This window comes from Clostridium sp. DJ247, assembly GCF_014231265.1.
The window spans coordinates 32,684-56,886 of record NZ_JABAIW010000025.1 but is presented as its reverse complement, the minus strand read 5'-3'; the positions used below and the strand labels follow the sequence as shown (position 1 = coordinate 56,886).

Here is a 24,203-nt window from a genome sequence, read left to right as displayed (position 1 = left end):
TTATTATAATCCTTGACTGGAGGTAATTTAACTTGTTTAATAATTTATTTAAAAAGACTAAGTATATAACCGTAAGTCAACAAGCATTAAGAAAGAATGAAGAGGAAACAGAAAAGAAACCAAGTATTCCAGATGGCATGTGGGTAAAGTGTGAAAGTTGTGGTCAGGTATTATATAAGAATGATTTAAAAGATAACAATAAGGTATGTAGCTATTGTAAGCATCATTTTAGGATGACTGCTAGAGAAAGAATAGAACTAGTAATGGATAAGGATACTTTTAGCGAATTTGATGCAAGTATGAAGCCAGTAAATCCTATAAATTTTGATAAATATGAAGAAAAAATTAATAAAATTCAGGAAAACACAGGAATAAATGATGCAGTAATAACTGGAAGTGGTAAAATAGGTGGAGAAGATGCTATAATTTGTGTAATGGATAGTTTTTTCATGATGGGAAGCATGGGGTCAGTTGTAGGAGAAAAAATTACTAGAGCAATTGAAAAGGCTATACAATTTAAACTACCATTGGTTATTTTTACTACTTCTGGTGGTGCAAGAATGCAAGAGGGAATGTTTTCACTTATGCAAATGGCTAAGATAAGTGCTGCATTAGGTAGGCTTAGTAATGAGGGCCTACTGTATATAACGGTTCTAACGGATCCAACTACAGGAGGAGTTACTGCTAGCTTTGCTATGCTTGGAGATATTATTCTATCAGAACCTGGAGCATTAGTAGGTTTTGCAGGAAAAAGAGTCATAGAGCAAACTATAAGACAGAAGCTTCCGGAAGGATTTCAAAAAGCAGAATTTCTATTAGAACATGGTTTTATAGATAATATAGTTCCTAGAAGTGAACTAAAAGCCACAATTAAAAAAATATTGTCTATTCATAGTAGAAACAGATAGTTTAGAGGTATTTAGATTTTCTAAGGAAAGGAAGCTACTCATATGGAAAAATTAGAAAAAGTACAGCAAATGATAAGCAAAAAGTTTGATAATAAAACTGCGTGGGAAAGGCTGACTTTGGCAAGAATGATTGAAAGACCTACATCTCTTGATTATATAGAAAGAATATTTGATTCTTTTGTAGAGTTTCATGGTGATAGATGCTTTGGTGATGATTCTTCCGTAGTGGGAGGGATAGCTTTATTAGATGGGGTACCTGTAACTATAATTGCACATGAAAAAGGAAGAAATACGGCTGAAAAAATCAAGAGAAATTTTGGATCTCCTAACCCAGAGGGTTACAGAAAAGGCTTAAGACTTATGAAACAGGCAGAGAAATTTAATAGACCTATTATATGTTTTGTAGATACACAGGGAGCTTATCCAGGAGTAGGTGCTGAAGAGAGAGGCCAAGGTGAGGCTATTGCAAAGAATCTTTTAGAAATGTCATCTTTAAAAACACCAATTATATCTATAATCATAAGTGAAGGTGGCAGTGGTGGTGCTTTAGCCTTTGCTGTATCTGATGAAGTTTGGATGATGGAGAATGCTGTATATTCAGTATTGTCCCCAGAGGGATTTGCAAGTATATTGTGGAAAGATTCGTCAAGAGCAAAAGAAGCAGCAGAAATTATGAAGATAACTGCAAAAGATTTAAATGAATTTGGCATTATAGATAAAGTATTAAAAGAACCATTAGGTGGAGCACATAAGGATGTAGACAAAATGTCAGCCTTAATAAAAAGAGAATTAATAGATGGATTTAGTATGTTAAAAAAGCAATCCATAGATGAGTTGTTGCAAAGAAGGTACGAAAAGTTTAGAAATATGGGCAAATATGCAGAATAATTGTATAAAAATGTACTAAATAGAAATTTAACCAATAGATTTTTATAATACATATATTATATTATTACATAAAGTAGCTTTTAAAGAAGGCTGCGTTATATTATAGAGTGCAGTTAAATGCTCAAGTGTTAAATAAAGAATAACTAATAAAGATTAAGTAAAAAAGTATTAGACTAATGAATTTATAAGTTGTTAGTCTAATACTTTTTTAACATTTTATCCGATGACTACCCGCTCTAATACTCCCATCTTTATAGGAAACTCCTCTTCAGCGGAGTACTCACAGAGTAAGCCACCATATCAAAATCGCAGATTTTGTATGTCTGCTTAACTGGGAGTAAAGAGCAGCTACGTCCCTGGATTCGTAAGACAAACCCCATCTGATTCAAGTTTCACTTTATGTTTTAGCCTATAAAGGACATAAGATATCTATTGAGTTGTAGGTGGAGTAAATACTCTAGCTGCAAGCTCCTTATCTAATATATACAGAGCTGTAGAGTCCTCACCAATTCTTTCAAGTCTTTTAACTATAGCATTAAAAGTATTTTCTTCTTCTACTTGCTCATCTATAAACCATTTTAAAAGGCTTATAGTTGCATGTTCTCTTTCATCAGTAGCAATGTTCATTAGGTTATAAATTCGCTCAGTTACTGTTTTTTCATGAGCTAAGCCTTCTTTAAAGGCATGAAGTGGTGATTCAAAATCATTTTTAGGAGCTGGAAGCGAGTCAACTAAAACTCTTCCACCCATTTGGTTTAAATAATTAAAGAATTTCATAGCATGAAAATTTTCCTCTTGAATTTGTACGCTAAAAAAATTCGCAAAACCATCTAAGTCATTGGCAGAAAAATAAGCTTGCATTGCAAGATAGACATTAGCAGAAGAAAGTTCATAATTTATTTGGCCGTTTATGGCACTCTTTAGTTTTTCACTTAACATAACATTACCTCCTGTGTTTTCAAAATAATCTGAGAATTAGTATGTTCTAGAATATATTAACATATAATTTGTATATTTTAAATATACTTTGATACCATTACTTATTTATTATAATAAATTAAATATTTTTTATTACTATAAATTAATTTCAAGGAAGCAATTTGCCTAAATCTAATACACCTGAACCCTGAATCCACTTAGATAGTTCAGTTAAGTTGCAGGATACTTTTAAAAGAGATACTATATCTTTAAAGGATAGGTTAGGGTTGTTTTCATACAATAGTGCACAAATACTGCTTATATATGCTGCAGCACATGAGGTACCAGAGTAGACTGTATAAGGAGTATCTAATGCTTGAGGATATATTTTTACTCCATTTTTTTCCGATATATATTTTTTGTTTGAATTAGTTGAACATATGTCCACAGCTGCAGCTGCTAAATCAGGTTTTTCTAAAGTACCTAAAGGTCCTGAGGAAGAATAGATATAGGGCTTAACTATATTACTACTGGTATCTACTCCACCAATAGTAATACAGTTACCTAGAGTTGCAATACCACTAATGCTGCCTTCATTGTTTCCATTATGACCAGCAGGGACCACAACTGCTATATTATTCCTTATAGCTATATCAAATAAATTGGAGAAAAGAGATATAATAAAGTGATTATTAAATGTAAGTTCAAAGGGCAAGCAAATAACTTTAATGTTATAGCTATCCTTTTCGCTTAGTAAAGTTTGTATAGCAAATAGAATATCTGAAACATATCCCTTTCCTATGCTGTTAAATGCTTTTATAGCGTATAGGGAGCTATTTTCAGCAACGCCTTTATACATACCCTTAGATAAATATCCACTGCCACAAAGTATACCGCTAATAAAAGTTCCGTGACCGTTATCGTCATAAGGATAATGATACTTATTTATAATATCTAAAAAAGCTTTTATCTTATTATGAGGATTCAGTAAATCTGGATGAGGATATACACCAGTATCTACTAAACCTATGCATATATTTTTACCTGTAAGTTTATATTTTTCTTGAAATAATACTCCATTAGATGAAAGAACAGCTTTTCCACATAGTATAGCAAAAAAATCTAAACTTATATAATCCACCTGAGGAAACTCTGAAACCTTATCTATTGCATTTGGAGAAAGAATTGCACATACACAATTGATAAGAGGGATGACATGAATAATAGTTCCTTTATAGGATGGTATTTTCTTCTCTATTGATTCGGGTATGCTTTTACAATAAATAATTACTCTATATGTCTTATATTGTTTTTTTGCTATTGAATCTTTTAAACTGGGATCTAATTTATTCCTAATAGAAAACATTTAACGCTCCCTAAAAATTAATTACATTATATATTATAATATTAATACTTAATATATATGTGCTAGAGTAAAATTAATTTTTGAAAATTGATACCTTATTTGATATTAAATCTTTGTTTACATAAATCAAAAAAAGCCTTTGCTGTGGGAGTAAGTGTTCTTCTAGAACTTATAACTAAATAGATAGACCTTTTTAGTGAAATGTCTTTTATAGTGCTTTCTCTAATAAGATTATAGGACATATAATTTTTAAACACTTGCTTTGATACTATAGATACACCTAAACCTTCTTTAACAAACTGAAACAATGTATCTAAATTACTTACCTCGAAACATATATTTATGCTAGAAGTATTAATTCCTTGCTTTTCAAGAGATTCTTCAAAGGTCTTACGAGTTGCCGAACCTTCTTCTCTTAATATAAACTTATATTTTAACAAGAATTCTATTGTAATAGAATCAGGAATATTTAAAGAGGGAGAAGATATTAGAACCAAATCATCGGCTGTTAACTCATAGACCTTAATTCTATCATCTTTAACTAACTCTCCAATTAAGCCTATTTCATAATCAAATTTAATAATTTTGTCAACTATAGTACCTGAGCTTTGTTCTATAATGTTAAAAGATACATCAGGATATAAACTATGAAACTCTTTTATTAGTCCAGAAACTATTGTATTACAAGGTGTAGTACTGGCAGCTAGTTTTAATTTTCCTCCTACAGATTCATTAAAATTAGCTAAATGATAAATTGCTTTATCCCGTGTATTTAATATATTTATAGCATATTTTAAAAATGATTCTCCAGCAGGTGTTAACATTACCTCTTTAGATGTTCTGTCGAAAAGTTGAACATTTAAGTCTTTTTCTAAACTAGCTATGTGTGAACTTACAGCCGGTTGAGATAAGAAACTAGAATTTGCAGCTTTTGAAAAACTTTTAAATTTAGCAACATTAATAAAAGCCTCTATTTGCTTAAAGTCCATTGAGTTATTCCCCCCGAAGGTATACTTGTAATAATTATATAAGTATATTATAGTCCTATATACTAAATTAGTCTAATAAATTAAGTATATTAACAAAGCAAGGCTGAGTTTTGCTGCAGCCTTGCTTTGTTAACATTTATATTTAAATATAAGTATACCTACAATCATTACTGCAACCCCAATAAGCTTTGTTATACCAAATTTAACTTGAGGAGTATCAAATAATCCGAAAGCATCAATTAAAGCTGCAGAAGTAAGCTGAGCCACTAAAATTACAGCAATGGAGCAGGTAGGTCCTAGTGATTTAATACCTTGCATTACAGTGAATATTATTATTACGCCTAACAAACCACCTAGCAGATATAATTTATTAGCATTTTTTATGTTTTTCAGATTACCTTTTCCAAACATGAAAAGTACTATCAGAGTTAAGATAAATCCCGTACCTTGCACAAAAGCATTTGTTTCCCATTGGCCTATTTTGTCACCCAAGCGGGTATTAAAAACTCCTTGAAAACTCATACTTACACCTGCAATTAATGAGGATATTATACCAAGCATTTACATCAACCTCCTAGGTTTATTTTAACCATAATATTTACTTATTATTATAAAAAACCTATGATATTAATATCATAGGTTTTTTGAGAATATTACTATAAGTTTAACACTAATATCCTTCATCTTGTCTTTTATGATTTACAGAGTTCTTGTCATAATAAGCTTCTTCTATTTCGCTAAAAGAGAAACCTAAGCTTTTCCCTAGGCTTAAAAAGTCTTCAAACAGAGTTAAATAGTGATCCTTAGAGTAGCAAACCACAAAGTCGTTAACATCTATATAAAGATTTAAAAATTGTGCTGTCATATCGTAATTAACATCTCTATGTTCAATTACAATATCAGTAAAGTTCTTTTCTAAACCTAAGGTTAAGATGAAATGTAGGCAATCAACATACTCCTCTAAGATAGCTTGTTTATTAGATGGTTTCTTATCGCTCCAGAATTTAAAGCATCTTGTCTCATTTGCAAGTTCAGCAAGTTCAACTTGTAGCGCTAAAACTTTTTTTGAAAGTAATGATTCGCTCTCAAGTCCATGTTGTTTTTTTATGCGCTTATCTAAGTTTTCTTGTAATTCAAATAATTTTGCAAGATTCATGTATTAAAGCCGCCTTTCCATATCCTTATAATTTAATACATATTAACCTGGGGTTACTGTCGGTAGTACAAATACCCCACCTATATATTTTATCGAAATTTAATAAATATTGAAATAACACGGGAACGATTACATGAATTTTTTTTAAAAATTATGATAAAAATTTAACTTGTAATATTTATATATTACACATTATACATAAATAAAGCAAAACTTAACAGACCAATATTTGAAAAGTTTTGCTTTATTCAATACTAAAAGGAAAATTTATAAAAGGCTAAGCTAAAATTCAGCAGAACCTGTTGTTCTTGGAAATGGAATTACATCTCTTATATTAGACATTCCTGTTAAATACATAAGAATTCTTTCAAAACCAAGTCCAAACCCAGAGTGTTTAGTTTCACCGTATTTTCTTAATTCTAAATACCACCAGTAGTCCTGCTTGTTAAGGCCTAGTTCTTCAATTCTCTTTTCAAGAACATCAAGTCTTTCCTCTCTTTGGCTTCCACCTACTATCTCTCCAACACCAGGTACAAGTAAATCCGCTGCAGCTACAGTTTTTCCATCACCATTGATTCGCATATAAAAGGCTTTAATATCTTTAGGATAGTCTGTAACAAATATAGGTTTTTTAAATACCTTTTCAGTTAAATATCTTTCATGCTCTGTTTGAAGATCTATTCCCCATTCAACAGGATATTGAAATTGTTCGCCGCACTTTTGTAGGATACTTACAGCTTCTGTATAAGTTATTCTGCCAAATTCAGAGTTAGCTACATTATCTAATCTATCAAATAATCCTTTATCTATAAAAGAATTAAAAAATTCCATTTCTTCAGGTGCATTTTTTAAAACATACTTTATTATATATTTGACTAATTCTTCTGCTACATCCATGTAATCTACTAATTCAGCAAAAGCCATTTCAGGTTCAATCATCCAAAATTCAGCTGCATGTCTTGCTGTATTTGAATTTTCAGCTCTAAAGGTTGGTCCGAAAGTGTATACATTTCTAAAGGCTAAAGCAAGAGTTTCTGCTGATAACTGGCCACTTACAGTAAGATTAGTTTCTCTGCCAAAAAAATCTTGTGAAAAGTCTATATTTCCAGATTGATCCTTTGGAATATTGTGCATATCTAGTGTGGTTATTCTAAACATTTCACCAGCACCTTCACAATCACTGCCTGTAATTACTGGTGTGTTAACATAGACAAATCCTTTTTCTTGAAAAAATTTATGAACAGCATAAGCTGCTAAGGAACGTACTCTAAATACTGCAGAGAAAGTATTACTTCTTGGTCTTAAGTGAGCTATAGTTCTTAAATACTCAAGAGTATGTCTTTTCTTTTGGAGAGGATAATCTGAGGAGGATTTTCCTTCTATATTTATTTTTTTTGCTTTTATTTCAAAGGGTTGTTTTGATTCTGGTGTTAGGATAAGAGTTCCTTCTACTAATAGAGAAGTACTAAGTGGTAGCTTACTTATTTCTTTAAAGTTCTCTAAACTATCCTCAAATATTACCTGAACATTCTTAAAGAAACTTCCATCATTTAGCTCTATGAAACCAAATGCCTTTGAGTCCCTTATGGTTCTAACCCAACCTAATATTTTTACATCTTTTCCACTAAAGTTATTTGTTTCTCTATACAGACTTTTTATTAATGTTGTTTCCATAACTTAGTTTCCTCCTAGTTTCATATAAAAAGTAATTTTATACATTAATTATTTATATTGTCTTTCATGGTTTAATAACCACTCTTTTCGCCATAGACCACCACCATAGCCTGTTAAGCTACCATCAGAGCCGATAACTCGATGACAGGGGATAATAATGCTTATTTTATTATTATGGTTAGCTCCACCTACAGCTCTAACAGATTTTTCATTCTCTATTGCTTTTGCTATATCTAAGTAAGAACAGGTTTCACCGTATGGAATATTCATAAGTTTATTCCATACCTTTTTTCTAAAGAGTGTTCCATCAATATTTAGTTTTAGATTAAATTCTTTCCTAGTTCCTTTAAAGTATTCATTTAGTTGTTTTATGCATTCATTAATATAACTATTAGTATTTTCAAAGTTAACAGGTTCATCTATAAAATATAAAGAAGATATACCAGAAATATCTGCAGTTATTTCTATTAAACCTATAGGAGATTTATAATATGATACGTTATTTATTTTACTCATTTTATCACCTAATAAAAATTTATGTTTATTTATAATAATAGTTTATAATAAGCTAGCTGTAATGTTTATTTCAATCTTAAAAGTAGTAGACAATATAAATAGAGTTCTTTGCTTTAGTGGGAGTGCTAGAGCGAGTGGTCAGCGGGTAAATGCTGCTTAATTGAAGTTTATTAATATATGCTATTTATGATAAGGCTCATTATTTGCTATTCTATAACTTCTATATATTTGTTCTAATAATATAACCCTTATAAGTTGATGAGGGAAAGTCATTTTAGAAAAGCAAATGCTAAAGTTAGCTCTTTTTAAGACTTTTCCACATAACCCTAAGGATCCTCCAATTATAAATGCTAAATTGCTAGTACCCTTCACTCCTAAATCTGTTATGAAGTATGATAACTCTTCGGAAGAAAGCATTTTCCCTTTAAGATCTAAGGTTATTACAAACATATTGTCTTTAATGTGTTTTAATATGTTATCGCCTTCTTTTTCCTTTATTATCAATTCATCTTTTATAGAAGCATTATCTGGGGTTTTCTCATCTTGAAGCTCAATTATTTGTAACTTACAGTATCTTATAAGTCGTTTAGAGTATTCTTCAATTGCATCTTTTAAATACTTTTCTTTAAGTTTTCCTACACATATAATATATATATTCACAGTGGTTTCCTCGTTTCTTGTATGTATTATAGTAAAAAACCTTACACTTTAGTGTAAGGTTTTAATATACATTTTAAGCATTTTTTCCGCAACAATGTTTATACTTTTTACCACTTCCACAAGTACAAGAATCGTTTCTTCCAATCTTGTTTTTGTTAACTACAGTTCTAGATGCAACCCATTGTTGACGAATTTCTTTTCTTTTTTCTGGTGAGAATATAGAATCCCATTGAGGAAGTCCATATAAATAATCTGCTTTAGCATCTAACATATTAAAGTATAACTTCTCAAAGTTAATCTTAATGTCTATGTTTGAGTCTTCTCCTAAGTTTTCAAGATTAAGGGATTCTACAAGACTATCATTTACTCCATCTAAAAATCCCATAAAGAATACTGTTGAAGTCTCAAATTTATTAGCTAATTCTTTTATGTCGCCACTAATGCTATCATTATGTTCAGCTAAGATCTTTGTATAGATTTGTTTTTCAATTGAGCCATATTCATTCCAGAATGCAGCTTCACCTTTCGTTTTTACAAAATCTATAACCATATCTGTCCAATCTTTGTACAAACTCATAACATTTTCTCCTTTGATAATATGTTTTAATTTTAAAAATATATCACCTGAAATATTATAATAAAAATTATAATATTTTTCAATAATTTTTAATGTTTACATAAATAGTATTTACTTATTTTTTACTTTTTCAATATCATCTTTTCCTATAGGTTTTGAAAGATTAAAGTGTCCTCCCCATAAATCTGTATCTTTATTTTCTATGAAAAATTTTATTTTTTCAACAGAAGAAATTTGGGTTACAGACCAAATCATGCTTTTTATACATAATTCTTCTTGAATAATAGTCATATTAATATTGGCTTCTTTACTTAAATTAATATAAGCAATGTTATCTTTTATAGAAAAACTCAATAGTCTTGTTTCTTTAGGTAATGTTGGTTTCAAGTTACTTTTTGATGAAGGTCCTTTAATAAGTTCGTTTATTATGGTTTCACCAAGCATTTCATCTTTTTTTAGAACTCTTTCTTCTTTTGAAAGCTCAGATGAGTTGCTATCTTTAGACGAAGCAAAGTATATATTTAGATCAAAGATATTTTCTTTTTCTTTAGACAATACTATTTTTTTTTCTTTTTCTTTGTTGTTTAACTTGAAGTTATCTATTTTTTCACAAGATGTCAAAGTTAACATAGAAACTATAACTAAAGAATTAACAAGTAAGTTAAGAGCTTTTTTCATATGCTTCACCTTTTTCTTTAAAATTCTACATAATTACTTGGCATGTCTCTCTTTGCCATGGTCAAACGCAAATCTTTATCTAGTTTAATTCCAGAATCACTTAGTATATTGACAACAGTTTGATATGCAAGCTCAGGATAATTATTAGTTTTACTCAAATGTCCTAAGATCACTCTTTTGAACTTGTCATTAGTAATACTAACTATAGCATTGCCACAATCATCATTAGATAAATGTCCAACATTACTTAATATTCTTCTTTTTAAGTTATATGGATAGGGGCCAAATTTTAGCATCTGAACATCATGATTACACTCAAGTAAAACAACATCTGCATCTGCCAAAGATTTTTCTACTTCGTTAGAAAAAACACCTAAATCTGTGGCCACACAAGCTTTCTTATTTTTTGAAATTAAAGTATATCCAGAAGGTTCAGCTGCATCATGAGAAATTTTATAACTTGATACATCTAAATCTTTAATACTAACATAAGTACTGTCTATGAATTTTATGTTATGCTCTTTTATTTTTCCAACGGTACCAGCCATAGCCTGCCAGGTTGGAGCATTTGCATATATAGGAATATCATATTTTCTTGATAAAACTCCAACCCCTTTTGTATGATCAGTATGCTCGTGGGTAACAAATATAGCATCAATATCTTTAGCATTCTGTCCTATATGTACAAGAGCCTGCTCGATACTCTTTCCTGGAAGACCAGCGTCTATTAAAACTTTTGTGTTTTCAGATGATACAAATATACTATTTCCACTACTACCACTATATAAAGGACAAAAAATCATATATATGTCTCCTATTCTTAATTTACAATTAATCGGAGCAAGAAACTCTTTTTATATTAGCACCTAGTTCTCTAAACTTATCTTCAATGTTTGGATAACCTCTGTCAATATGTTCGATACTTAATACCTCAGTTGTTCCATCAGCAATAAGACCAGCTATAACCATAGCTGCACCAGCTCTTAAGTCAGTAGCCTTAACAACTGCTCCGGTGAGCTTATCTACTCCATCTATAATGGCAGTTCTACCTTCTACTTTTACGTTAGCCCCCATTTTCTTTAATTCATCTACATGTTTAAATCTACTTTCCCAGATACTTTCATTTATAATGCTTCTTCCTTCAGCAACAGTTAATAGTGTACTCATAGGTTGCTGTACGTCTGTAGGGAAACCAGGATAAGGTTGAGTTTTAATGTTTACTCCTTTTAGTTTTCCATTAGATTTTACAGTAACAGAATCACCATTTTCTGTTACCTCTGCACCCATTTCAATAAGCTTTGCAGTAATAGATTCAAGATGTTTTGGAATGACATTCTCTATAGTTACCTCGCCACCACAAGCAGCAGCTGCAATCATGTATGTACCTGCTTCAATTTGATCAGGAATTACACTATAAGAACAACCTTTTAAACTTTCAACGCCAACAACTCTTATAACATCTGTGCCAGCACCCTTTATATTAGCACCCATACTATTTAAAAAGTTTGCTACATCCACTACATGAGGTTCTTTTGCTACGTTTTCTAAAGTTGTTACGCCCTCGGCAAGGGTAGCAGCAAGCATAACATTAATAGTAGCCCCTACACTCACTACATCAAAAAATATATTAGTACCAATTAATCTGTCAGCTTCAACTGTAACGCAGCCATGCTTTATTTCTACTTTAGCACCTAAAGCTTCAAATCCTTTAATATGTTGATCTATTGGTCTAACACCAATTGGACATCCGCCAGGAAGTTCTACTACTGCTTTTTTAAACCTTCCTAAAAGAGCGCCAATTAAATAGTAAGAAGCTCTCATTTTTCTTACGTCTTCAGTATTAGCTTTAAAATTATGTATATCAATACTATCCATGCTAACTGAATTTTTTCCTATGGTTATCTTACAGCCAAGACTTTCTGTTATTCTTTGAATGCAATGTACATCTTCGATTTCAGGTATGTTATCTATAAAACAGCTGCCAGTACTAGCCATAATAGCAGCAGGAAGTATTGCTACAGCAGCATTTTTAGCACCGTTAATTTCTATAAAACCAAATAGAGGGTTACCTCCATTAATAACTAATTTATCCATTCCCGTATCCATCCTTACCATAATTAATAATTTATATTAAAATTACAATCTTAAATTCACATTATTACACAAATTTTATTATAACATAATTCTATAGTATTTTAACATTAAATTTAAAAATATGGATAGGATGTTTATGTAATTTCTCTTTATTCATTAAAAATGCTCATTTAATAATAAAATAGTTAACTTATCAAGAAAGTATTATAAGTAAAAGCACCCTGTAAGGGTGCTTTTACTTATTGCCTTTCAAAACTTCCACAATCTGTGCATTCAGTAGTTTCTGCCCTAGATTTGTGCTTAGTAACCTGAATCTTTTCTAATGTACAATAGTTATCATCTTTATGGTGAAATCTACATTCAAAGACTGTACAGCCTATACTATCATTATAATTTGTCATAACATATACCTCCAAATATATTTTGTGAGTGTTAACAATATTATTTTTTCATCAAGCAATTAATATATACTGAAAACATATATTAACTATTTAGTCATAGATAAATATAATGTAATTTTGCATAAAGCATGTTATAACTATATATTACTACGAACTATTACAAAAATTTTCAAATAAATTACAATGTAATATAATGTACAAGGATTATGTGTTATAATAGTACTTAATATTGTATAATTACACTTAACACAATACACAATGAGCTTTGGGGGATTGAGAAAAATTGAAATATTACTTAGTTGCATTATTTGATAAAGAATCTTATTCTTATATTGAAAATATACAGAGAAACATATGTAGAAAGTATAAGATATATAAGAATATTCCTGTTTTACACATTACATTAGAAGTCATTGGAGATCCAGATGTGGATAAACTTACTAAAGTAGTTTCTGATATGCTAAAACCATATAAGAAATTTAAAACTGAAATTAATGGAGCTATATGTTTTGACCCACCGTATAAATCTGTTAACCTCAAAATTGAAAATAAGGGTTATATAATTAGGCTAGCTAGACAATTAAATGAAACCTTAAAACTACATGGTTTTGAAGTAAGAAGCAATATAGATGATTGGGATTTGCATGTAGCTTTAGCAAATACTAATTATGCTATAAGAGAGTGGAGCAGCAAAGAATATGTGGCTGCCTGTGAAAGTGCTAAAAAAGAGAATATTCATAAGATGGCTAAAATAGATAGGATAGAATTATGGAAACCTATAAATAATAAAAAAGAAATGACTATAAAAAGTTTCTTATTAAGAGATTATTAAGTATATGAGTAAAATAATTAGTACACTGCAATACCTAAGAGATTATACTAAGAACATGTAAAAACCTGTTAGTTTATGATATATCTATCATAAACTAACAGGTTTTTTATTTGAGTTCTATATAATCAAAGTAATATCTTTATTACTAATTATACGTAGAATAACATATCTGCATATGTTGGTAATGGCCAGAATTCTTTATCAACTATAGTTTCAAGCTTATCAGCATCTGCTCTAAGAACAGACATCTTTTCAAATACATCAAATCTATAGAAAGCAGCTTGCTCATAAGTATCTCCATGTAAGTTTTCTGCTTTTTCAACAGATTCTTCAAGAATAGCAATATTCTTTTTCAATGAAGCTGTTAATGATGAAACTTCAGTTAATAATTCAGTTTGTGCTGATACGTCAGCATTTACACCTGCTGCATTAATAGTGTTTATAGAGCCTGCAAGGCTTGTTGCAAACTTAATAACTGCAGGTAATATTTCACGTTTAGCTATTTCAAGTGTTGTTAACGCTTCAATATTTATAGTCTTAACATAGTTTTCAAGTTGAATTTCATAACGAGATTCTGCTTCTAATTTGCTTAATACGCCATGTTTTTCTAATACAGCAACGTTCTTTTCAGCGATTAGAGCCTTAGTTGCTTCTACAGTTGTTTTTATATTTGCTAATCCTCTCTTTTCAGCTTCAACTACCCAGTCATCTGAATAACCGTTTCCGTTAAATATAACTCTCTTATGGTTTTTAACAATTTCAGTAAGAATAGTTTGTACTTCAGCATTTGCATCGCTAGCTTTTTCAAGTCTATCTGCAATTTCAGATAAAATTTCAGCAACTATTGTATTTAAAACAAAGTTAGGTCCAGCAATAGAAGCTGAAGAAGGAACCATTCTGAATTCGAATTTATTTCCAGTGAAAGCAAATGGTGAAGTTCTATTTCTATCAGTTGCATCCTTTGGAAGTGCAGGAAGCGTAGAAACTCCTATTGTTAACTCACTAGCAGATTTTGAAGTTTTAGCACCGCCATTTTCAATTTGTTCTAGTATGTCTTCTAATTGTTCTCCTAAGAATATAGAGATTATTGCTGGAGGAGCTTCATTAGCACCTAAACGGTGGTCGTTACCAGCATTAGCAGCAGATAATCTTAATAAATCCGCATATTCATCTACAGCTTTTATAACAGCGCAAAGGAATAAAAGGAATTGTTCATTGTCATGTGGAGTTTTACCTGGTTCAAGAAGGTTTATTCCATCATCAGTAGCCATAGACCAGTTATTATGCTTTCCTGATCCATTTACACCAGCAAATGGTTTTTCATGAAGCAAGCAAACAAGATCATGTTTTAATGCAACTCTTTTCATCATTTCCATAGTAAGTTGGTTATGATCAGTTGCTACGTTTGTTGTACTGAAAATTGGAGCTAATTCATGTTGTGCAGGAGCAACTTCATTATGCTTAGTTTTAGCAGAAATTCCAAGCTTCCAAAGTTCTTCATCTAATTCTTTCATATAATCAGAAACTCTTTGTCTGATAGTACCAAAGTAGTGATCTTCAAGTTCTTGGCCCTTTGGAGGTTGTGAACCAAATAATGTTCTACCAGTAAATATAAGATCCTTACGTTTTTCATAATCTTTTTTGTCAATTAAGAAATATTCTTGTTCTGGTCCTACAGTTGTAATTACTTTATTTGAAGTAGTATTACCAAGAGCTTTTAAAACACGTAGAGCCTGTTTTGATAAAGCTTCCATTGAACGTAATAGAGGAGTTTTCTTATCAAGGGCTTCACCTTTATATGAACAGAATGCAGTTGGAATGCATAATGATCCATCCTTTACGAAAGCTGGAGAAGTACAATCCCATGCAGTATATCCTCTAGCTTCGAAAGTAGCTCTAAGTCCGCCTGAAGGGAATGAAGAAGCATCAGGTTCACCTTTAATTAATTCTTTTCCTGAAAATTCCAATATTACTTTTCCATCTGAAGTTGGAGAAATAAAGGAATCATGCTTTTCAGCAGTAATACCAGTAAGTGGTTGGAACCAGTGAGTAAAGTGAGTAGCTCCTTGTTCAATAGCCCAATCCTTCATTGCAGATGCTACAACATCAGCTACGGCAGGATCTAGAGGAAGTCCTTCTTCGATTGTCTTCTTTAAAGCCTTATATGTAGCTTTAGGAAGACGTTGTTTCATAACAGCATCATTAAATACACTTGATCCAAAAATTTCATTTAAATTGCTCATTTTGAGATCTCCTTTCATAATTAAAAAAAAGTATTAAGTAATGGTAATATTTGATTTTTAGACTAATCAATTTGTTATATAGTATTGCTTAAATAAAAAAAATATCTTGATTAATAATTATAATATAATGATTAAAAATATACAATATAAATTATAAATTTATTATTTACGTTCTGTAAAAATTATAATTTTGTCATATGGTGTCTGGTGATTACGTACAATTTATTCAAAGCTTAATTAAGACAATTATGGAAAAACACTAGTTTAATTTTTAAAATTTGTATACTACAAATCTATGCTATATAATATAAACTATATACATATATAACACGATGAGGTGATAAAGTGAATGTAGATGACAGACCTATAGGTTTTTTTGACTCAGGTGTTGGAGGAATCAGTGTATTAAAAGAAGCAATTAAAATTCTACCGGGTGAAAATTTTATTTATTTTGGAGATTCTTTGAATGCTCCATATGGCATAAAAAGTGTTGAGGAAGTTAAAAATTTAACGTTTAAGGCTGTAGAATTTTTAGTGGAAAATAATATTAAAGCAGTAGTTATTGCATGTAATACAGCTACAAGTGCTGCAATAATTGATATAAGAGAAAAATATAGTACAAATATACCTGTTATAGGTATAGAGCCGGCATTGAAACCAGCAGTAGAGTATAAAAGAAAAGGGAAAATAATTATAATGGCTACACCTATGACTTTATCAGAAGTGAAGTTTAACGATCTTATGAAAAGTTATGAAAATCAGGCTGAGATACAACCTTTGCCATGTCCAGGGCTTGTTGAATTAATTGAGCAAGGTATAACTGAGGGAGAAATAGTTAAAGCTTATTTAAGAGAAAAACTAAGTCCTTTTGGAAAAGAAGGTATAGCAGCTATAGTATTAGGATGCACACATTATCCATTTATTAAAAAATCTATTTCAGAAATTTTGATTAGTAAAGTACCAATAATTGATGGAAGTAAAGGAACTGCACAACAATTAAAGAGACAACTGATAAAGCGTAATATTATAAGTACTAAAAAAAATGGTGGAAAAGTAGTTATAAATAATTCTTTAAAAAGTAATGATATAATAGAATTAAGTTATAAACTATTAAATTTAATAGATTAAGTTATATGTATTAAATTTCAAGTTATTACCTAGCAGAATTCTGTTAGGTTTTTTATTTTTATGAAAATATAATTGATGTATAATCTATTATTGGGGAATAATTAGTATATATAATAATTAAAGGGGGGAAATAAACCCTGTAAATTTGAGGTGAACTCTATGGATAACAGCGGAATTAATCCTATAAAACAGAATTTAAATATTAAACAGTACATAGGTTGGTCTATAGCTCTATTTTTTCCTTTTGCTATAAAAGGTGTTTCAGATGTTATCAAACTTCCATTGTTAGCAGCAGTTATATATTGGTCTGTATTCGGGATTTTTTTGAGACATTTGATGAGTAAAAGACTGCCATACTTTGATCCTAAGATTAGGGAAGTTAAGAAAGAAATAATAATATTACTCATGATTACTATATTATCTGTTTATTTCCACATGAGTACTTATACGCAGAATAATTTACCTTTAAGAGACATAGTATTAAATTCCCTTCTTTTTGCATTTTTGAATGGATGCTTTGAACAGCTTGTTTGGGTTAACATTTTGGATCTTGCAGGAGCAAGAATAAAGTTAAATGGATTTATAGCAGCCTTTATATATGTGACTCTCATAAATAGTTTATTTTGGGATCAATTTATACCAATGGAACATAACAGAGTTATTTTTTTTATAGTTTCTCAAATTCTACTAAATATAGTACCTTTCATAATTTATATAAAAACTGAAGATATTACTATATGGAGTATTCAACATATTATATATAATATTATATTAGTAATACTAAGTGAGTTTGGCCCTGAAGCATTTTTTTATGGCACTTAAAATTTATACAGCATATGCTAATAAATTATAACTTGTTAACATATTATTTGTGTTTAACTAATAAAAGCATTATTATATAGAATTAGTAAATAATATAAAATATGATATAATTTAAGTAAATACTTATGTTTATACGAAAGGAGAAAAGACTAATGAATCCTATTGTTACAATTAAAATGAAAAATGGAGAGGTAATGAAAGCTGAGCTGTATCCAGAAATTGCTCCTAACACTGTAAATAATTTTATAAGTCTCATTAAAAAGGGTTTTTATAATGGACTTGTATTCCATAGAGTAATTCCTGGATTTATGATTCAAGGAGGTTGCCCATTAGGTTCTGGAACAGGAGATCCAGGATATTCAATAAGAGGAGAATTTTCTTCTAATGGATTTAAGAATACTTTAAAACATACTACAGGAGTTTTATCAATGGCAAGGGCTATGAATCCGAACTCAGCTGGAAGCCAATTTTTTATAATGGTAGAGGATTCCCCACACTTAGATGGACAGTATGCTGCATTTGGTAAGTTAACTGAAGGCTTAGAAGTAGCTAATGAGATAGTAAGTACTAAAAGAGATTTGCGTGATAAACCTTATGAAGAACAAATCATGGAGGAAGTTACAGTAGATACATTTGGAGAAGAGTACCCTGAACCTGAAAAATTATAATGCTTTAAAGGAAGAGAGGGTGATGTTGTTGGAAAATAATAAAATTGCTCTTATTTATGGTTTAGATGAAGAGGAAAAACAATTAATTTATGGATTGCTAACAAAAAATAATCTGCCCATATATAAAGTTATAGATGAATCTATGGGGAAGATGAAAGTAAAAGATATACTTAGTGGATTAAAACTAGAAGTATATAACGCTCATCTTCCTAAGGAAAAAGTAGTTCTTTTTAATAACTTTGATGATCAAGAACTTAATGATATGATAATTGGTATTCGAGAAGGCTTTAAAATAAGGCCTATTATAGCAGTAGTAACAGAAACTTCCATAGACTGGAGTTTTGAATACCTACTTGAACATTTAATTGAAGAGAGAGAGTGGCATAGAAAACGTAGTAGGTAAAAGTGGGGGAAAGCAATGAGTAGAGTCGGAGAAAAAATAAAGGATACAAGAATTAGAGTTGGAATGAGTCAAAAGCAGCTTGCAAAGAAACTAGGAGTTGCTGAAAGCTTTATTAATGAAGTTGAGAATGGAAGAAAGGTTATAAATCAAAGTTTAATTGATAGAATATCGAAGGTCTTAGGTAAGGATATAAATGATATAACTATGTCCTTTGAAGAGCAGGTTTTTCAAGAAGATAAGAAACAAGATTTTTCCGCTAAACCAGAAAAAAAAGTTATAAATGAAGTATGGAATGAAGCATTTGGTTCAGTTTTAAAAAATGTTCCTATATATAAGTATAGTTTAGATAGACCAATAGCCTCAAGACAGCTACCATTAATAAATAATAAAGTAGAGGGCTATGCTCAGGACAAGGTACTATATTTAGAAATTGAAGATGATGATATGATTGGTTTTAGAATATCAAAAGGAGATATAGCCTTTGGACATATAACTCATGAGTTGGAAAATAATTCAGTTTGTCTTGTTGAATACAACGGAGAGAGAGTTATAAGGCAAATAAAGAAGCTAGACAACAACAAAGCCTTACTTTTAAGTAATAAAGGAAGCTTAAGAACAGAAACTATTGAAATTAGAAATATAAAGGTTTTAGTAAAGCTAGATAGGCTGGAAATAAAACTATAAGGTACTATAAAAAGGGGCTGTCTCATAATGCATAAATATGCGATATGAGCAGTCCTCTTTTTCAATGCACAACTAAAATTCCTATTTTTTATCCAAAAAAATTCTAAAAACTATTACTTTTAAAATATTTTTAAGGCTGTTTCAAAACATTTTGTATAATAATTCGTTTTGAGACAGCTCCTTTTTTGTGTTATAAAGTAGAATTTAATAGATATTGTAAAGGCTTTGTTGAAAAATAATTATTTTGTAAAAGTAATTATAATGTTATATAATTTATATGTATAAAAAACTATAAATTGTAAAACAAACAATATTAATTGTTATGTATTATATATGGTATATCAAGAATTTTGTGTGTAAAAGTTAGTTAAGGAGGAGTAAACATGAAAGGTACTGTAGTAGCTACATGGATGAAAACTTGTAAAAAACTATACGGCAATGAAACTGTTGAGAAAGCTATGGATTCCGTTGGTTGGGGAGCTGCTAAAATATTCTCACCAGTAGAAAACGTTGAAGATATAAAAGCTAAAGAAGCTATAAACATTATAGCAAAGGATAACAATATAGATATAAGTAGTTTATGGAGGGAAATAGGAAAAGATAACATAAACTCATTCCATAGTGATTTTCCTGCATTCTTTCAACATGAAAACCTGTACTCATTTTTAAAATCAATGTTTGATGTGCATGTAGTCATGACTAAGAAATTTCCAGGAGCTAAACCTCCACTAGTAACAATTACACCAGTATCAGGTAGAACTGCAGTATTTGAATATAAATCAGAGCGTGGTATGTTTGATTATCTAATGGGTTTAATAGAGGGAAGTGCTAAGTTTTTTAATGAAAAGCTTCAGATTGAAGAATTAGAGCGAAGTAGTAATTTCATAAAATACAAGTTTATCTTCGAAAATGATATATATTATAAAAAAGTTTATAAATTTAATAAGTTGTTATCACTAGGCTTTATTAAAAATATAGGCGGAAAAATAGCTATATTTACTTTTATAATATCATTGATATCTTCTATTTTGATAATAGGCATGAATAGCATTCCAAAAGCGGTTACAATATCTTTAGTATCAGCATTTGCATCCTTTATATCTACTTCAATGCTTATGAGACCTAAATCACTTATATATAGTAGCTTAGAGGACATTAATGAGAATAAGTTTGGTGAAGACGGAGATATTGTTACTGGAGATTTTTTTGAAGAAATATATAAGCTTATAAAGGATCATAAAAAAAGTATTAGGGCCGATTTTGTTGGGTTCAAAGGTGTTACAGATGAGATGAGCACATTTGTTAACACTATTAATATAATATCAGATGCTATGAACAACACATCTAATGAAATATCCGATGTAGTTGAACAAGTAGCTGATTGCGCAGTAGATCAAGCCCAAAATACGGAGAGTGCTGCCTTAGTGCTGAATGACAATATTCGAAATTTAAAAAGTATAGTACATAGCGAAAATGAAAATAAAGCTGAACTAGAAAAGGCATTGGAAAAAGTTAATAACAGCTATGAAAATGTCAATAATGCGAGTAAAAATATTTTAGAAACTTTGGAAAATTTCCAGGAAGTTAAAAATAAAGGGCTGGAACTTCAGGGAAAGGCAAAAGATATTACTGGCATTGTTTCAATAGTCTCAGGTATATCAGAACAAACGAATCTTTTAGCTTTAAATGCTTCTATAGAAGCAGCCCGTGCAGGGGAACAAGGTAGAGGATTTGCAGTAGTTGCTGAAGAAGTTCGTAAATTGGCAGAACAATCTAAAGATGCCGTGGAGGAAATTAATACAAACATAGTGATGTTTGCTGAGGAAATAAAAATTTTGGTTGAAAAAATAGGATATCAATATGAAATACTTCAAGGTGAGACAAAATCACTAGAAACAGTTCGTGATATAAGTTATGAGGCCACTAATTCTATACAAATTGTAGCAACATCTATGATAGAGACAATAAATGAATTAAACAAAGAAACGGATTCTATTGCAAGTATATACGATAACATAGAATCGTTAGCGGCAATAGCAGAGGAAAACTCAGCCTCTTCTGAAGAAGTAAGTGCTAGTGTGTCTAATTATACTAATGAAATCAAAAAACTTATAAATAATATACAAGAATTTAGAAATATAACAGAAACCTTTAAAGTTGAATTAGACAAGTATAAGATTTAATATATTATATAAAGGGGCTGCCTTAAAAGTCAAAATATATGTAGTTTTTTTATAGCATTCATAAGTATACTCAACGTAATAAAAACACTATCAGTTTGTTGAAATTCAATAAACTGATAGTGTTTATCTTTAATTATGAAAGGCTATTAATAAATTTTTCAATAAAAGTGTATTTTGGTGCAGCTTCTCTATATTCCTCTTAAATCAAATTTTGGAACAAAATTTTCTGAAGATGTGCCGTCGTCCTGAATAAAAGCATTTTTTATACCAATTTTTAAGCAGTATTCTATTAAAGCTTCATAGTGCTTTGGGTTTAAAGGTTTATTAACTTCTTCAAAAATATTAGCATTATGCAGTGGAGTATATTGATTCATAATACTTATATATACAGAATCTCCAAAGGTACTATAGATATAATCTATTATTTTTTTTGAATCAAATAAAAGACCAGGAAGCATAAGATGGCGTATTATCAGTCCTTTTTCTATAATACCTTTACTATTAAATTTTACATCCCCAACTTGAGAAAACATTTCTTTAATAGCATTACTAGCATAAAAAAAGTAATTAGGAGCATTGGAGTACTTAATTGCATATGTATCTTTATAATATTTTATGTCTGGCAAATATACGTCAATATATCCTTTTAACGCTTTTATGGTTTCTACATTTTCATATCCATTAGTATTATATAGAATAGGTATATTTAACCCGTTAGATTTAGCTAAATCTAACGCTCTAATTATTTGAGGTACATAGTGTGTTGGAGTAATCAAGTTTATATTATGAGCACCTCTTTTTTGTTGTTCTATAAATATTTCAGATAACCTTGTTATGGATACTTCTTTACCCTTACCATCACAACTTATTTCGTGGTTTTGACAAAAAACACATCTCAAATTACAATTTGAAAAAAATATAGTTCCTGAGCCACTAGTCCCTGAGATACAGGGTTCTTCCCAATGATGAAGAGAAGCTCTTGCAATTTTTACGTTTATATTTGACTTACAATAACCTATATTATTTTGAAGTCTATCTATGTTGCAGTTTCTTGGGCATAACCTGCAACTTTCAAGAATATTCAGCATTGTAACACCTCTAAATTAAATGAACTTTATGTATATAATTATATAATTATATACATAAAGTTGTATAGCTTAACTTTTATCTCTAAGGCATATTCAAAAAAATAACAAGTCAGTATGCTAGTCTATTTTGCGTCATGCTGCGTCAGCAGAACCCTTTGATAGCACAACTATCAGCGGAACCCTTGCCTGACACAAAATATCCGTAGCATCTTTGACTTGTTATTTTATTTCATATGCCTAAAATAAAAAACTAAACATTGAATCATAAATACAAAACTTACCACTGCAAAGGATGGATATAAATAACTTATTAGTTTGACAAAGCCTATTTGAGATATTGGAATTGCTATTAATATAATTAATACAACTGATTTCTTATAGCTAATATTAAACATAGTTTCAAAGTTTTTTGCTACACTATAAATATCGGATATTTCAGTGGAAAACATTTCCAACCATATTATGCATAAAAGCATTATTTGAATTAAGTTGCCGAATCTATTAGATATATATAACAATGGAATTTCGTACTTAAATATATAAGGAACATTTAAAAGAAGTAGGAGGTTTATTATAAAGGAAAGAACAGTTAGACCTATAGAACCAAGAATAACTCCAGTAAAAAGAATCTTTTTATTTTTTATCTCAACGCTAATGGGAGCAAGTACTCCAGAGCAACATAATATGTTAAACCCTCCATAAATAAGGGATGAAAAAAGCCAACTATTTTTATAATGAGGTATACTTTTTAAATAGGATACATTTAAATCTTTATAAAATGCTATATACAATATAAATATAGTTACAATAACTATGAATAAAGATGGCACAATAAAGGAGTTAACTTCTATTAATCCCCTAGTATCTCTAAAAAGAATAATAATTGCTGCTGTTAACATGATTATTATTCCCAACCATTTTGATACTCTAAAATATTGATGTATTAATGCTCCGCTGCCAGCTAAAATTATAGCAGAACCGCTTATTAAAAAAACAGTAGTAAAAGTATTAGTTATACTGCCAAGAAACCCAGGACTTACAAGCTTTATTAATTCATCATATGAGTTAAGCTTGTATTTTAAACTTATGTCTATAATTACATATCCCACTGTTATGTAAATAAAGCAGCATAGTATTATTCCAATAAAGCTTTTATAACCATAAACTGTAAAGAATTGAGTAATTTCCTGTCCGGAAGCAAGGCCTGCACCCACGATGGTTCCTATAAAAACTGCACCTACTTGAAATATTAAAGCTAATTTATTTTTCAATAATACCCCTCCTAGCAAATTGCTTAGATTTTAAAAAAAGACTTTTAAAACATAAC

The 24,203-nt window shown here is 30.1% G+C and carries 25 protein-coding genes; 9 read left to right on the top strand and 16 right to left on the bottom strand.

Annotated features, from left to right (window positions below; genetic code table 11):
• Nucleotides 1-32: 32 nt before the first annotated feature.
• Nucleotides 33-908, top strand: a complete 876-nt coding sequence (gene accD, locus HGI79_RS11585; RefSeq protein ID WP_185650848.1) for an acetyl-CoA carboxylase, carboxyltransferase subunit beta — start codon at nt 33-35, stop codon at nt 906-908.
• Nucleotides 909-950: 42 nt separating this feature from the next.
• On the top strand, nt 951-1,796 hold the full coding sequence (locus HGI79_RS11580) for an acetyl-CoA carboxylase carboxyltransferase subunit alpha (protein ID WP_185650847.1): 846 nt from the start codon (nt 951-953) through the stop codon (nt 1,794-1,796).
• 429 nt (nt 1,797-2,225) lie between these two features.
• On the opposite strand, the gene HGI79_RS11575 is transcribed toward HGI79_RS11580, so the two are convergent.
• The 13 genes from HGI79_RS11575 to HGI79_RS11515 form a co-directional block, all read right to left on the bottom strand.
• Nucleotides 2,226-2,735 carry a ferritin gene (locus HGI79_RS11575; RefSeq protein ID WP_185650846.1) on the bottom strand — a complete coding sequence of 170 codons (510 nt, stop codon included), beginning with the start codon at nt 2,733-2,735 and terminating at the stop codon, nt 2,226-2,228.
• A gap of 148 nt (nt 2,736-2,883) precedes the next feature.
• On the bottom strand, nt 2,884-4,080 hold the full coding sequence (locus tag HGI79_RS11570) for a S8 family serine peptidase (RefSeq protein WP_185650845.1): 1,197 nt from the start codon (nt 4,078-4,080) through the stop codon (nt 2,884-2,886).
• A 95-nt stretch (nt 4,081-4,175) separates the two neighbouring features.
• Nucleotides 4,176-5,069: a selenium metabolism-associated LysR family transcriptional regulator gene (locus HGI79_RS11565; protein WP_185650844.1), complete on the bottom strand. Its 894-nt coding sequence runs from the start codon at nt 5,067-5,069 to the stop codon at nt 4,176-4,178.
• Nucleotides 5,070-5,198: 129 nt separating this feature from the next.
• Nucleotides 5,199-5,630, bottom strand: a complete 432-nt coding sequence (locus tag HGI79_RS11560; protein WP_185650843.1) for a DMT family transporter — start codon at nt 5,628-5,630, stop codon at nt 5,199-5,201.
• A gap of 109 nt (nt 5,631-5,739) precedes the next feature.
• A complete protein-coding gene (locus HGI79_RS11555) occupies nt 5,740-6,225 on the bottom strand; it encodes a dUTP diphosphatase (protein ID WP_185650842.1) in 486 nt (161 codons plus the stop codon).
• Between the two features lie 282 nt (nt 6,226-6,507).
• The gene (asnS, locus tag HGI79_RS11550) at nt 6,508-7,899 is read right to left on the bottom strand and encodes an asparagine--tRNA ligase (protein ID WP_185650841.1); all 1,392 of its coding nucleotides are present in this window, start codon (nt 7,897-7,899) and stop codon (nt 6,508-6,510) included.
• A gap of 48 nt (nt 7,900-7,947) precedes the next feature.
• Entirely contained in the window at nt 7,948-8,415 is a 468-nt protein-coding gene (locus HGI79_RS11545; protein ID WP_185650840.1) for a methylated-DNA--[protein]-cysteine S-methyltransferase, read from the bottom strand.
• A 180-nt stretch (nt 8,416-8,595) separates the two neighbouring features.
• A complete protein-coding gene (rlmH, locus tag HGI79_RS11540; protein ID WP_185650839.1) occupies nt 8,596-9,075 on the bottom strand; it encodes a 23S rRNA (pseudouridine(1915)-N(3))-methyltransferase RlmH in 480 nt (159 codons plus the stop codon).
• A gap of 73 nt (nt 9,076-9,148) precedes the next feature.
• Nucleotides 9,149-9,652 (bottom strand): SEC-C metal-binding domain-containing protein, encoded by a 504-nt coding sequence (locus HGI79_RS11535; protein WP_185650838.1) that lies wholly within the window; start codon nt 9,650-9,652, stop codon nt 9,149-9,151.
• Between the two features lie 111 nt (nt 9,653-9,763).
• Nucleotides 9,764-10,330 (bottom strand): GerMN domain-containing protein, encoded by a 567-nt coding sequence (locus HGI79_RS11530; protein ID WP_185650837.1) that lies wholly within the window; start codon nt 10,328-10,330, stop codon nt 9,764-9,766.
• 17 nt (nt 10,331-10,347) lie between these two features.
• Nucleotides 10,348-11,133: an MBL fold metallo-hydrolase gene (locus HGI79_RS11525; protein WP_185650836.1), complete on the bottom strand. Its 786-nt coding sequence runs from the start codon at nt 11,131-11,133 to the stop codon at nt 10,348-10,350.
• 28 nt (nt 11,134-11,161) lie between these two features.
• Nucleotides 11,162-12,424 carry a UDP-N-acetylglucosamine 1-carboxyvinyltransferase gene (locus HGI79_RS11520; RefSeq protein WP_185650835.1) on the bottom strand — a complete coding sequence of 421 codons (1,263 nt, stop codon included), beginning with the start codon at nt 12,422-12,424 and terminating at the stop codon, nt 11,162-11,164.
• 239 nt (nt 12,425-12,663) lie between these two features.
• The gene (locus HGI79_RS11515) at nt 12,664-12,825 is read right to left on the bottom strand and encodes a DUF1540 domain-containing protein (protein ID WP_185650834.1); all 162 of its coding nucleotides are present in this window, start codon (nt 12,823-12,825) and stop codon (nt 12,664-12,666) included.
• 283 nt (nt 12,826-13,108) lie between these two features.
• Between HGI79_RS11515 and HGI79_RS11510 the strand changes: the two genes are divergently transcribed.
• Nucleotides 13,109-13,657 carry a 2'-5' RNA ligase family protein gene (locus HGI79_RS11510; protein ID WP_185650833.1) on the top strand — a complete coding sequence of 183 codons (549 nt, stop codon included), beginning with the start codon at nt 13,109-13,111 and terminating at the stop codon, nt 13,655-13,657.
• 149 nt (nt 13,658-13,806) lie between these two features.
• Here the strand turns inward: HGI79_RS11510 and HGI79_RS11505 are convergent, their stop codons facing one another.
• Complete coding sequence (locus HGI79_RS11505; RefSeq protein ID WP_185650832.1) at nt 13,807-15,900, bottom strand: glutamine synthetase III; 2,094 nt, start codon at nt 15,898-15,900, stop codon at nt 13,807-13,809.
• Between the two features lie 345 nt (nt 15,901-16,245).
• On the opposite strand from HGI79_RS11505, the gene murI reads away from it, so the two are divergent.
• The 6 genes from murI to HGI79_RS11475 all read left to right on the top strand — a co-directional run bounded on the left by murI (nt 16,246) and on the right by HGI79_RS11475 (nt 21,788).
• On the top strand, nt 16,246-17,028 hold the full coding sequence (gene murI / locus HGI79_RS11500; RefSeq protein ID WP_185650831.1) for a glutamate racemase: 783 nt from the start codon (nt 16,246-16,248) through the stop codon (nt 17,026-17,028).
• Nucleotides 17,029-17,187: 159 nt separating this feature from the next.
• Nucleotides 17,188-17,850, top strand: a complete 663-nt coding sequence (locus tag HGI79_RS11495) for a hypothetical protein (protein ID WP_185650830.1) — start codon at nt 17,188-17,190, stop codon at nt 17,848-17,850.
• 152 nt (nt 17,851-18,002) lie between these two features.
• Nucleotides 18,003-18,518, top strand: a complete 516-nt coding sequence (locus HGI79_RS11490; protein WP_185650829.1) for a peptidylprolyl isomerase — start codon at nt 18,003-18,005, stop codon at nt 18,516-18,518.
• Between the two features lie 28 nt (nt 18,519-18,546).
• On the top strand, nt 18,547-18,921 hold the full coding sequence (locus tag HGI79_RS11485; protein ID WP_185650828.1) for a DUF3783 domain-containing protein: 375 nt from the start codon (nt 18,547-18,549) through the stop codon (nt 18,919-18,921).
• 15 nt (nt 18,922-18,936) lie between these two features.
• Nucleotides 18,937-19,605 carry a helix-turn-helix domain-containing protein gene (locus HGI79_RS11480; RefSeq protein ID WP_185650827.1) on the top strand — a complete coding sequence of 223 codons (669 nt, stop codon included), beginning with the start codon at nt 18,937-18,939 and terminating at the stop codon, nt 19,603-19,605.
• Between the two features lie 383 nt (nt 19,606-19,988).
• Nucleotides 19,989-21,788 (top strand): heme NO-binding domain-containing protein, encoded by a 1,800-nt coding sequence (locus tag HGI79_RS11475; RefSeq protein WP_185650826.1) that lies wholly within the window; start codon nt 19,989-19,991, stop codon nt 21,786-21,788.
• Between the two features lie 188 nt (nt 21,789-21,976).
• Here the strand turns inward: HGI79_RS11475 and HGI79_RS11470 are convergent, their stop codons facing one another.
• Nucleotides 21,977-22,876, bottom strand: a complete 900-nt coding sequence (locus HGI79_RS11470) for a radical SAM protein (protein ID WP_185650825.1) — start codon at nt 22,874-22,876, stop codon at nt 21,977-21,979.
• A gap of 224 nt (nt 22,877-23,100) precedes the next feature.
• Nucleotides 23,101-24,147 (bottom strand): transporter, encoded by a 1,047-nt coding sequence (locus HGI79_RS11465; RefSeq protein ID WP_185650824.1) that lies wholly within the window; start codon nt 24,145-24,147, stop codon nt 23,101-23,103.
• Nucleotides 24,148-24,203: the final 56 nt, after the last annotated feature.